Below are 11,174 nucleotides of genomic sequence, written 5' to 3'. Positions count from 1 at the left end.
TCCGGCGGCCGGTTTATGACCTGACGCCCTTCAGCGGAGGTTCCCGCCGCGGCCCTCGTCGTCGTCGGCGTCCGGTGCGGATTCGACGACGGCGTGCTCGGCGCGGCGGACGCTCCGGCGGTCCAGGACCAGGGCGGTCGCGGCACCCACGATGACGCCGCCGGCCGCGCAGAGGACCATGAAGAAGCCGAAGACCGAGGAGCGGTCGAAGCTCGGGTCACCGGGCAGGGCGTAGGCGATGATGGCCGCGACGGCCACGCCCAGGAGCCCGCCCAGGATCAGGAAGGGAACATATTTCGGGGCCCGGCGGACGGTGACCTCGCGGCGCTCCGGAACGCCGCCCTGAACGTTGCCCTGTGCCGGTTCCCGCTGGGGGTCGTTGCCTGCTGTGCCGGGGGTTTCGTGGGGAGACATGCCGTTAAGCCTACTGCCCTTCGACTCATTGCCGCGGACCGCATCCCAGAGCAGACTAGGGCTAGGTACAGACGAGCTAAGGATCCGCCATGTTAGCCTCAGCCGACCGTGTTCGTGAGGAGCAGCGCTTGCTCTGGGATGAGTTCTCGGCGGGGTGGAAGAAATGGGACGCGGAACTGCTCGGCTGGCAGGCCCCGTTCGGCGACGCCCTCCGCCAGGAGCTCCGGCTCCGCCCCGACTCAGAGGTGCTGGACGTCGCGGCAGGCACGGGGGAGCCCGGCCTCAACGTGGCCGCGCAGGTGCCGGAGGGCCGTGTGGTCCTGACTGACATTTCGGCCGGAATGCTCCGGGTGGCAGAAGAGAAGGCATCGGCCCGGCGCCTGAACAACCTGGACTTTCAAGTGTGCGATTCGGCCGCCCTGCCGTTCCGCAACAACACGTTCGACGCCGTGTACAGCCACTTCGGTTTGATGTTCTTCCCGGTGATGTCCGCGGCCATGGCAGAGATGGCGCGCACCGCGAGGCCGGGCGCCCGGGTGGGCGCCGTCGTCTGGGGGCGCGCGGCGGCAAACCCCTGGGCCAGCCTGATCCTGGGCACGATTGCCCGGCACCGGGAACTGCCCATTCCGCCCGCCGAGACTCCCGGGCTGKTCCGCTGCGCACCAGCGGGTTTCATGACCCGCATGTTCAAGGAGGCCGGGCTGGCCGAGGTGGCCGAGCACCAGGTCAGCACCGACCTGGTGCACGAATCCCCGGAGAGCTACTGGGAGTTCATGACCGACATCGCGACTACCGTGGCGATGGGCCTGGCCAAGGCGGACGCGGAGTCGCGGGCCCTGATCCGCTCGGATGTGTTCGCTCTGCTGGGCCGCTACGAGCACGACGGCGCGATCCGGCTCCGGTCCACCGCCACCGTGGTGGCGGGGACCAAGGTCTAGCCAGGCGGGCGGCCCCGGACTGTTGGCGACGCTGCGGGGCGGTGCGGCGTCAGACGCCCAGCGCTTCCTTTAACGACGCCACGTGGCCCTGGGCCTTGACCTGGTACTGCGCCAGTTTCACGTTGCCCTCGGGGTCCAKCACCACGGTGGAGCGGACGATGCCCTCCGTGACCTCGCCGTGGACCAGCTTCTCGCCCCACGCGCCGTAGGCGAGGGCGACAGCGTGGTCCTCGTCGGCCAGGAGCGGGAAGGTCAGGGCGAAGTCGCCGGTGAAGTGGGCCAGGGCTTCGGGGGCGTCGGGGGAGATGCCCAGGACTTCGTAGCCTGAGCCCTGCAGGGACGCGAGGTTGTCTCGGAAATCGCACGCCTCGGTCGTGCAGCCCGGGGTCGCGGCCTGCGGGTAGAAGTACACAATGACGTTCTTGCCGCGGTAATCGGCCAGGGCCACCGGCTTGCCTTCGGCGTCCGGCAGGGTGAAATCCGGGGCCGGCGTGCCGGGCTGAAGCTTGACGGTCATGTTTGCGCTCATGATGATCCTTCGGGGAGGGGACAATGGGTCTGTGATGCACAACATCGTGGACCCAGGCTGTATTCCGCCGGCTGAGCCTGGCAAGGACCCGTCCGGGGCGGCTTTGGCAGGCTTGGGGCCGACAGCTTTTTTTCATAGCTCCGGCATAGCTGCCGTAGCTAGATTGAAGTCATTATGGAACAGCAAAATCCACAGCAGCGACGATTTGGATTCGGGCGCACTTCCGGCCGCGGGCGCGTCGAGTGACCGTCCGGCCACGGGCCCTGATGGGTGCGGTTTGTGCAGCAGTGCTCGCGGTCGTCCTGGCCGCAGGTATCTATTCCTTTGCGCAAGCCCGCTTGACGGCGGCGAATCCCACGGCGGCGAATCCCACGACGGCGAATCCCACGACGACGTCGGCCGCGCAGTCTGCCGCGACGTCTGCCGCGACGACAGCTGAGGCCGGTGCTTCGCCGTCAGCCAGTCTCAATGCTGCGGTCCAGGCATCCGGCCCGGCGTCGGGCGCGGTGGACGCGGCCCTGGGCGCGCGCATCCAGGCCAKTCTCGCTGCCAACAGCCAGTACCAGATCGGCGTGGCGCTGGTCGGCCTCTCCCAGGGCGCCGGTTTCGCGGACGTCCACGAATACGGTGTCCGGGAGAAATTCGTGGCCGCGAGCACAGCCAAAGTCCTGGCCGCGGCGGCCTACTACCACTTGGTCGAAACCGGGGCGGCCAGCCTCGATGACCCTTTGGGGAGCTACACCGCCGGCTTCCAGCTCCGGGAGATGATCCAGCAGAGCGACAATGACTCGTGGTCGCTGATCATGGACGCAGTGGGCCACGAGGAACTGACAGAGTACGCGGCGTCGCTGGGTGTGAGCTATGACCCGGAAACCAACACGCTGACACCTGCGGAAATGGCGACCATCGTCTCCCGCCTCTACTCCGGGACGCTCCTGAACGCCGACCACACCGCCGAGCTGTTGTCCTATATGCAGGACACCAACTACGAAACGCTCATTCCCGCCGCCGTTCCGGACGGGATCGCGGTCTTCCACAAGTACGGGCTCCTGGGCGGTGAACTGCACGACGCCGGCATCCTCGCCCGGGACGGCACCGCATACGCGCTGGTGATCTACACCAAGGGCCAGGACCTGAGCGACGTCCCGGAACGCACTGAAGTGATCCATCAGCTGACGCAGGCGGTGGCGGACGCCCTCTTCTAGACCGTTTCCAGCCCGCGCATGTCCGGGTCCGCCCGCATGGCGTCCGAGCCCCTAGATGCCAAGCTCCTCCCGCAGCGCCCGCACGTGGCCCTGCGGACTGACGTGGTATTGCGCCAGGACCACGTTGCCATCGGGACCGACAACCACGGTGGACCGGACCGTGCCTTCGCGGACCTCGCCGTCCATCAGCTTCTCGCCCCAGGCGCCGTACGCGAGGGCCACAGCGTGGTCTTCGTCCGCGAGCAGGGGGAACGTGAGCGCATGTTCCGCGGCAAAGGCGGACAGGGCCTCCCGGGCGTCGGGTGAGATGCCAAGGACCTCGAAGCCTGCGCCGTGGAGGGCAGCGAGGCTGTCTCGGAAGTCGCAAGCCTCGGTGGTGCACCCGGGAGTGGCTGCGCGGGGGTAGAAGTAGATGATGACGTTTTTGCCGCGATAATCGGCCAGGGAGATCCGGCGGCCCGCAGCATCTGGCAGCGTGAACCCGGGTGCTGGATCTTCGCTGTGCAGCTTAGTGATGGCGTGCAGCTTGGTGGTCACGGTGGATTGCATGCAGTTCCTTCGATCGAGGGTCGGGATGGTTGTGGCAGCGGAGCTCAGATGCTGTATTCCGCTGGTCCGCGGACCGTCGCCCGCGGACCGGGGACGAAGCGGTAGCCGCCGCTGCGGACGGTGACGACGGCGTGCCGGCAGCCCTTGAGTTTCCGGCGCAACCGGCCGACGTACACGTCGATGGACCGGGTTGCCGCGCCCGGGGTGTCGAACGCGTCGAGGCAAAGCTGCAGCTCCTGCCGGCTTACCGTGCGGGAGCAGTTCTGCACGAGACATCTCAGAAGCGTGAACTCCAGATCCGTCAGGGGCACCCGCTCTCCATCCAGCCTGGCGTCTCCGGCCGCGAGGTCGACGGCGAGCCGGCTGATGCTGCCGGGGACGGGCTCCAGGCCCGCCCCGCCGGTGTCCCCGGCGGGATCTGCTGTTCCCGCCGGGGTGCCGTCGTCTCCGGGGGACCGGACGACGGCGGATGTTGCGGCTCCGGCGGCGGGCCTAAAGTGGACTTCCGCCTCCGGGGCACATCTGAGGGCGCGGCCGAGCACGAGTTCGGCCGCGCGGGCCAGGCACACCGGGTCAACCTCGGAGTCGTCCGGCACCGTGACCCAGACCGCCAGTCCCTTCGCGGTGAGGCCGGCCTGCCGTGCCTGCCCGTTATGCCGGGCCCGTCCGTGAACGGCGGGCGGGGTGCCGGCCACGGCCGCCTGGCTCACACGCCGCCGCGGCGGATCAGCTTGCCGGCCGGGGTCCGGCCGTCGATCAGGGTGCCGCGGAGGTAGGTCTGCCGGACGACGCCGGAAAGCGCCTTACCGTCATACGGGGTGATGGGGTTCTTGTGTTTGAGCTTGGAGACATCCACAACGAAAGCCTCGTCCGGGGCAAATACGGCGAGGTCGGCGTCGTATCCCAGCGCCAGTTGGCCTTTATTGCCAAGGCCGGCGAGTTGGGCCGGCTTTGCCGCCATCCACGAGAGAACCTGCTCGAGCGGGATGCCGCGGTGCCGGGCCTCGGTCCAGATCAGTGACAGGCCCAACTGCAGCGAGGAGACGCCGCCCCAGGCCACGGCGAAGTCACCGTTTTCCAAGTCCTTCAGGTCCAGGGTGGACGGGGAGTGGTCCGAGACGATGCAGTCGATGGTGCCGTCCTGCAGGCCGGCCCACAGCAGTTCGCGGTTGGAGGCTTCGCGGATCGGCGGGCAGCACTTGTAGGCGGTGGCGCCGTTCGGGATTTCCTCGGCCGTCAGCGTCAGGTAGTGCGGGCACGTTTCCACGGTGAGGCGAACGCCGTCGCGCTTGGCGGTGGCGATCATGGGGAGCGCGTCGGAGGAGGAAAGGTGCAGGATGTGGGCGCGGGCTCCGGTCCAGCGGGCCCGTTCGATGACCTCGGCGACGGCCTTGTTCTCGGCCCCGCGCGGGCGGGAAGCCAGGAACGTGGAGTAGTGGTCGCCGCCGGGGTGGGGCGCGTGGTCGATCGCGTGGGAGTCCTCGGCGTGGACGATCATGAGCGAGTCGAAGGACTTGAGCTCGGCCATGTCCTGTTCCATTTCGTCCGCTTCCAAGTGCGGGAACTCGTCCACGCCGGAGTGCAGCAGGAAGCATTTGAAGCCGAAAACGCCCTCGTCGTGCAGCGGCCGCAGTTGGTTCTTGTTGCCCGGGACGGCTCCGCCCCAGAAGCCGACGTCCACGAACACCTGGTCCCCGGCCACCTCCCGCTTCAGTTTCAGGGCCTCCACGGTAGTGGTGGGCGGGATGCTGTTCAACGGCATGTCAATGATGGTGGTGACGCCGCCGGCCGCTGCCGCCCGGGTGGCGGACGCGAATCCCTCCCACTCGGTCCGGCCGGGCTCATTGACGTGCACGTGGGTGTCCACGAGGCCCGGCAGGAGGGTCTCGTCGTCGGCGAGTTCAATGACTTCATGGCCGGAGAGGCCGTTGCCCAGCGGCTCGATCGCGACAATCACGCCGCCGCGGATGCCGACTTCCCGGGCGGCGATGCCGGCGGTGGTCAGCACCCGCTGCCCGCGGAAGACGACGTCGTAGGTTTCTTCAGACACTGAGGGTCTCCTTTCCCGGAGCACTGTCCAGGGCGCGGGCGCCCTGGACGGAGTGCGCCACGTTGGCCAATTGCTCGCCGAGTTGCCGTCCGAGGCGCTCCAGCAGCGCCGCGGCGTCGGTTATACATGTGTCTACATTGCTTTCCAGCTCCGTCAAAGCGTGGACTGCGAGGAACCCGGAACTGCTGATCTGCTCCGGGGTCAGGACAGACCGGCCGCACACCGCGACCACCGGAACCTTGGCGCGGCGCGCCGCCCGGGCAACGCCCACCGGAGTCTTGCCCAGGAGGGTCTGTTCGTCGAGGCTGCCTTCGCCGGTGATCACCAGATCCGCGCCGGCCAGCCGCTCGGCCAGCCCTGTGAATTCGAGGACGACGTCGATGCCGGGCCGGCGGGTCGCGGCCAGCACCGCGATGGCTGCGTAGCCCACGCCGCCGGCAGCCCCGGCACCCGGAGCGTCCGCAGCCTTCCGCGCGCGGGGCCCGATTTCGGCGCAGAGCACGTCCACAAAGCGGCCCAGGGCGGCGTCGAGGGCTGCTACGTCCTCGGGGGTGGCGCCCTTCTGCGGGCCGAAGATCGCAGCGGCGCCTTGGGCACCAAGCAACGGGTTGTCGACGTCGCTGGCGAGTACGAAGCGTGCCTCGTCCAGGCGGGCATCGAAGCCGGAGAAGTCGATCCAGGCCAGCCGGGCCAGGGCCGCGCCGCCGGGCGGAAGTTCGTTGCCGTCGGCGTCGAGGAGCTTGGCACCGAGTCCCTGGAGGACCCCGGCGCCGCCGTCGGTGTTGGCGCTGCCGCCGACGCCCAGGATGATCTGCCGGCACCCGGCGTCGAGCGCGGCCCGGATCAGTTCGCCGGTTCCCTTGCTGCTGGCGCCATTGGCGGAGTCGGAATCAGGGCGGCCGCCCCCGCCGCCGGGCAGGACGGCGAGGCCGGACGCGGCGGCCATCTCAATGACCGCCTCGCGTCCGCGGACCGCGAACTCCGCCCGGATCGGCGCTCCGGTGGGGCCGCTGACGACGTCGCTGCGGCGGGTGAAGCCGGAGCCGACGGCGGCATCGAGGGTGCCCTCGCCGCCGTCGGCCACGGGAATCCGCAGTACCTCCAGATTGCCCCCGCAAGCCCGCTGCAGCCCTGCTTCGAGGTGCCGGGCGACGTCCGGGGCCGAGAGCGATCCCTTGAACTTGTCCGGCGCTATGACGACGCGCATCTCAGGCCTGCAGGGCCAGAATGGCGGTGGGGGCGTCCGCGGAGGTCTCGGCCAGGGCCTCGAACTCGTTGACGGCGTTGATTTCGGTGCCCATGGAGATGTTCGTGATCTTCTCCAGGATGACTTCCACCACCACCGGAACCCTGAACTCGCCCAGGAGCGCCTTGGCCTTGTCGAACGCGGCAGGCAGGTCTTCCGGGTTTTCCACCCGGATCGCCTTGCAGCCCAGGCCCTCGGCCACCTTAATGTGGTCCACGCCGTAGCCGCTTGCGGTTGCAGAGAGATCCGTGGAGTTGATGTTCTCGAACGCCAGGGACACGTTCTGTTCCATGTTGAAGCCGCGCTGGGACTGGCGGATCAGGCCGAGGTAGGAGTTGTTGACCACAACGTGGATGTACGGCAGGTTGAATTGCGCGCCCACGGCCAGTTCCTCGATCATGAACTGGAAGTCGTAGTCACCGGAGAGGGCAACCACGGTCTGGTCCGGCTTGCCCCGGACCACGCCCAGCGCGGCGGGGGCGGTCCAGCCCAGCGGGCCTGCCTGTCCGGCGTTGATCCACTTGCGCGGGCCGAACACGTGCAGCATCTGGGCGCCGGCGATCTGCGACAGTCCGATGGTGGACACGTACGTGGTGTCCTTGCCGAATGCTTTGTTCATTTCCTCGTACACGCGCTGAGGCTTGATCGGCACGTTGTCGAAGTGGGTCTTGCGGTGCAGTGTGGCTTTGCGCCCGGAACATTCGTCAACCCAGGCGGTGTAGTCCGGCAGGGACCCGGCGTCCCGGCGTTCCCGGGCCAGCTCCAGCAGCCCATCCAGGGCGGCGCCGGCGTCGGAGGCGATGCCGAAGTCCGGGGAGAACACGCGGCCGATCTGGGTCGGCTCGATGTCGATGTGCACGAACTTGCGGCCTGCGGTGTAGGTGTCCAGGCCGCCGGTGTGGCGGTTGGCCCAGCGGTTGCCGATGCCGATCACGAAGTCGCTGCGCAGGAAGTTCTCGTTGCCGTACCGGTGGCTGGTCTGCAGGCCCACCATGCCGGCCATGAGTTCGTGGTCATCCGGGATCGCGCCCCAGCCCATCAGGGTGGGGATCACGGGGACGCCCAGCAGCTCGGCCAGTTCCACGAGCTGGGCCGAGGCTCCGGCATTGATGATGCCGCCGCCGGCCACGATCAGCGGGCGCTCGCCTGCGGTGAGCATGTCCAGTGCCTTTTCCAGCTGCTTCCGGCTGGCCCGGGGCTTTTCCACGGGCAGGGGCTCATAGGTGTCGATATCGAATTCGATCTCGGCCATTTGCACGTCGATCGGCAGGTCCAGCAGGACCGGGCCCGGGCGGCCGGAGCGCATCAGCTGGAAAGCTTTCTGGAAGGCCCCGGGAACCTGGCCGGGTTCAAGGATGGTCATGGCCAACTTGGTGACCGGCTTGGCGATGGACTCGATGTCCACGGCCTGGAAGTCCTCCTTGTGCAGCTTGGCCACGGGTGCCTGGCCGGTGATGCAGAGCATCGGGATGGAATCGGCCCACGCCGCGTACAGGCCGGTGATCATGTCCGTGCCCGCGGGGCCCGAGGTGCCGATGCAGATGCCGATGTTGCCGTCCTTGGCCCGGCTGTAGCCGTCGGCCATGTGGCTGGCGCCTTCAACGTGGCGGGCCAGGGTGTGGCGGATGCCGCCGTGGGCCCTCATGGCCGAATAGAACGGGTTGATCGCCGCGCCTGGCAGGCCGAACGCCTCGGTGGCGCCCTCCTTTTCCAGGATGGCGACGGCTGCGTCTACAGTGCGCATCTTCGTCATGGTGTGCTCCTTGAAAGTCTGTTTTTGGGTGTGCTGAAGGGAGGCCCGGCGAACCGTCGCGGGCACCTCTTGTTGGGGGGAGGTCGGGCCGCCGTCGTAAATCTCGACGCCGGGCCGGTGCGTTCGTGTCGAAGTGCCCCTTGCCGGGGCGGCAGCGCCGCTTAGTTGCGGCCGCTGAGCTTCAGGACCTGCTTGAAGAGGCCCGAGTGGTCCAGGCCGCCGTCGCCCTGGTTGACGGTGGCGGCGACGAGCTGCGCGACGATGGCGCCGAGGGGGACGGCGACATTGGCCTCGCGGGCCGCGGAGGTGACGATGCCGAGGTCCTTGTGGTGCAAGGCCAGGCGGAAGCCGGGGTCGAAGTTGCGGTCCAGCATCTTCTGGCCCTTCTGCTCCAGGACCTTGGAGCCGGCCAGGCCGCCGCCGAGGACCTTGAGGGCGGCGTCCGTGTCCACGCCGTAGGCCTCGAGGAAGGCGATCGCCTCGCCAAGGACTTCAATGTTGACGGCCACGATCAGCTGGTTGGCTGCCTTGACGGTCTGGCCGGAGCCGGAGGGCCCCACGTGGACGATGGTCTTGCCGACGGCGGCCAGGACATCCCGTGCCGCCTCGAAGTCGGCGGCGTCACCGCCCACCATGATGGAGAGCGCGGCGTCGATGGCGCCTTGTTCGCCGCCGGAGACCGGGGCGTCGAGGGGACGGATCCCGGCGGCCCGGGCGTCGTCGGCGAGGCGTTTGGCGACGTCTGGGCGGATGCTGCTGGCATCAACCCACAGGGCGCCCGGCTTGGCGTTGGCGAACACGCCGTCGGGACCGCTGACCACGCCTTCGACGTCGGGGGAGTCCGGCACCATGGTGATGACCACGTCGGCGTCCCTGACGGCCTCCGCGATGCTCGCGGCACCCTTGCCGCCTTCGGAGACGAGCTTGTCGGTCTTGTCCTGGCTGCGGTTGAAGCCCGTGACCGTGTGGCCGGCCTTGACGAGGTTGACGGCCATGGGCAGGCCCATGATACCGAGGCCGATGACTGCGATGTTGCTCATTGTGGTTCTCTTTCTGAAGTCTTTGTGTGCGTTTTAGCGCGGGTGTGCTTATGTGCCGGGGGAGGCGGGTGCGTGCTGTTTGGTTGGCGGGGCGGTTATGAGGACACGCGCTGGCGGATGGCCCAGCTGAACGCGGTCTGCGCCGGTTCCTTGTATTCGAGGCCGATGTAGCCTTCGTAGCCGAGTGCGCGGCTGCGGGCGATCCATTCGCCGAGGGGAAGCTGCCCGGTTCCGGGAGCCCCGCGGCCGGGGTTGTCGGCGATCTGGATGTGGCCGAAGTCCTTGGCGTGCTTTTCGATGACGGCGGCGACGTCGTCACCGTTCACGGCCAGGTGGTAGAAGTCCGCGAGGAGTTTGACGTTCCCGGCGCCGGATTCCTGCTTCACCCGGGCGATGACGTCGAGGGCGTCCTGTGCCTTGAGCAGGGGGTACCGGGGGGCGCCGCTGACGGGTTCCAGGAGGACCGTACCGCCGATGCGGGCCACGCCGGCAGCCGCCGTCGCAAGATTTTCGGCGCCAATGGCGTCCTGCTGCTCAGCAGATTCGCCGTCAATACGATTGCCGTAGAGGGCGTTGAAGGCCTTGCAGCCGAGGCGCTCACCGATGCCGGCGACGACGTCGATGTTGTCCTGGAACTCGGTGGAACGTGCCGGCCAGGAGACCAGGCCGCGGTCACCGCCCGGCATATCGCCCGCGTTGAAGTTCAGGCCTGTGAGCTGCACGCCGGCGTCAGTGATGGCGTTCTCAAACCGGGCAACCTCGACGTCGGTGGGGACGGATGTCTCGAAGGGCCACCAGAATTCGACGGCGTCAAAACCAGCGGCCTTCGCGGCGGCCGGGCGTTCCCAGAGGGGGAACTCCGTCAGGAGGATGGAGCAGTTCACGGTGTACGTCATTGTGGGTTCCTTCCGGTGTGGGCGGGAGCTGGATCCCGGGCACCTTTGCCTTGCAGATCCTCTTGCCTGTTTTCCGCTTTGTGGAATTAAGATTCTGCTTTATGAAAAGTGTAGGGAAGGTTGGGCCGGGGAGTCAAGGGGTGAGCGAATGCGGGGTGTGGCTGCGGGGTGAGGCGCGCGGGACCCCAATATTCTTGGCCCGGCACCTCAGGGCGCGGGAGCCTACGGTAGTTCAGGCTCCGGCAGTTCAGGGCGCGCGGGCAGCAGATGCCGCGAAATTCCCTAGCGCTTCGTAGGGTCCTTCCGGATGCCCAGGCCCACGAGTGCGCCGACCCCGAGGCCGATCAGCAGGCCCGTGAACGGCTTGTCGACGGTGGTGACCCCGATGGCGAAGCCGAGGGCCGCGCCGAGGAGCATTCCGATCCACAGGGATTCGTACTTCACAGCCTCAGGCTAGCAAGCATCGCCCGGGCCGCAAGGGCTCCGGGCTGGGTGACCAGATTTGGTGCGGAGGCGCGACCGGCGGAACCACGGAGGAGTCCGCCCCGTCAGAC

The 11,174-nt window shown here is 68.1% G+C and carries 12 protein-coding genes and 1 pseudogene; 2 read left to right on the top strand and 11 right to left on the bottom strand.

Going from position 1 to position 11,174, the window contains the following annotated elements; translation table 11 throughout:
• Positions 1-30 precede the first annotated feature (30 nt).
• Positions 31-414, bottom strand: coding sequence for a hypothetical protein (locus AC1D1S_RS07330; protein WP_476945969.1), 384 nt, complete (start codon positions 412-414; stop codon positions 31-33).
• 89 nt (positions 415-503) lie between these two features.
• Between AC1D1S_RS07330 and AC1D1S_RS07325 the strand changes: the two genes are divergently transcribed.
• Positions 504-1,352, top strand: coding sequence for a class I SAM-dependent methyltransferase (locus tag AC1D1S_RS07325; protein WP_476994125.1), 849 nt, complete (start codon positions 504-506; stop codon positions 1,350-1,352).
• A gap of 49 nt (positions 1,353-1,401) precedes the next feature.
• Here AC1D1S_RS07325 and bcp read toward each other — a convergent pair whose 3' ends face one another.
• Both bcp and AC1D1S_RS07315 read right to left on the bottom strand, forming a co-directional pair.
• Positions 1,402-1,881: a thioredoxin-dependent thiol peroxidase gene (gene bcp, locus AC1D1S_RS07320; RefSeq protein WP_476994124.1), complete on the bottom strand. Its 480-nt coding sequence runs from the start codon at positions 1,879-1,881 to the stop codon at positions 1,402-1,404.
• A gap of 316 nt (positions 1,882-2,197) precedes the next feature.
• Positions 2,198-2,413 carry a hypothetical protein gene (locus tag AC1D1S_RS07315; RefSeq protein ID WP_476994123.1) on the bottom strand — a complete coding sequence of 72 codons (216 nt, stop codon included), beginning with the start codon at positions 2,411-2,413 and terminating at the stop codon, positions 2,198-2,200.
• Here AC1D1S_RS07315 and AC1D1S_RS07310 point away from each other — a divergent pair.
• Positions 2,388-3,086, top strand: a complete 699-nt coding sequence (locus tag AC1D1S_RS07310) for a serine hydrolase (protein ID WP_476994122.1) — start codon at positions 2,388-2,390, stop codon at positions 3,084-3,086. The genes AC1D1S_RS07315 and AC1D1S_RS07310 overlap by 26 nt on opposite strands.
• 51 nt (positions 3,087-3,137) lie before the next feature.
• On the opposite strand, the gene AC1D1S_RS07305 is transcribed toward AC1D1S_RS07310, so the two are convergent.
• The 8 genes and pseudogenes from AC1D1S_RS07305 to AC1D1S_RS07270 form a co-directional block, all read right to left on the bottom strand.
• Positions 3,138-3,635 carry a peroxiredoxin gene (locus AC1D1S_RS07305; protein WP_243180658.1) on the bottom strand — a complete coding sequence of 166 codons (498 nt, stop codon included), beginning with the start codon at positions 3,633-3,635 and terminating at the stop codon, positions 3,138-3,140.
• Positions 3,636-3,679: 44 nt separating this feature from the next.
• Positions 3,680-4,330, bottom strand: coding sequence for a winged helix-turn-helix domain-containing protein (locus AC1D1S_RS07300; RefSeq protein ID WP_476994121.1), 651 nt, complete (start codon positions 4,328-4,330; stop codon positions 3,680-3,682).
• An 11-nt stretch (positions 4,331-4,341) separates the two neighbouring features.
• Entirely contained in the window at positions 4,342-5,685 is a 1,344-nt protein-coding gene (allB, locus tag AC1D1S_RS07295; RefSeq protein ID WP_476994120.1) for an allantoinase AllB, read from the bottom strand.
• Positions 5,678-6,892 carry a glycerate kinase gene (locus AC1D1S_RS07290; protein ID WP_476994119.1) on the bottom strand — a complete coding sequence of 405 codons (1,215 nt, stop codon included), beginning with the start codon at positions 6,890-6,892 and terminating at the stop codon, positions 5,678-5,680. Before AC1D1S_RS07290 ends, allB begins: the two co-directional genes overlap by 8 nt.
• Before the next feature lies 1 nt (position 6,893).
• The gene (gcl, locus tag AC1D1S_RS07285) at positions 6,894-8,684 is read right to left on the bottom strand and encodes a glyoxylate carboligase (protein WP_476994118.1); all 1,791 of its coding nucleotides are present in this window, start codon (positions 8,682-8,684) and stop codon (positions 6,894-6,896) included.
• Positions 8,685-8,845: 161 nt separating this feature from the next.
• Positions 8,846-9,736 (bottom strand): annotated as a pseudogene (locus AC1D1S_RS07280) (2-hydroxy-3-oxopropionate reductase); the annotation flags it as partial.
• An 83-nt stretch (positions 9,737-9,819) separates the two neighbouring features.
• Positions 9,820-10,620 carry a hydroxypyruvate isomerase family protein gene (locus AC1D1S_RS07275; RefSeq protein WP_476994117.1) on the bottom strand — a complete coding sequence of 267 codons (801 nt, stop codon included), beginning with the start codon at positions 10,618-10,620 and terminating at the stop codon, positions 9,820-9,822.
• A 282-nt stretch (positions 10,621-10,902) separates the two neighbouring features.
• Positions 10,903-11,064 (bottom strand): glycine zipper domain-containing protein, encoded by a 162-nt coding sequence (locus tag AC1D1S_RS07270; protein ID WP_162159054.1) that lies wholly within the window; start codon positions 11,062-11,064, stop codon positions 10,903-10,905.
• Positions 11,065-11,174: the final 110 nt, after the last annotated feature.

It is taken from the genome of Arthrobacter sp. P1_A5, assembly GCF_056406825.1.
Note: the sequence above shows the minus strand (reverse complement) of the source record. Positions and strands in the feature narration are given on the sequence as shown.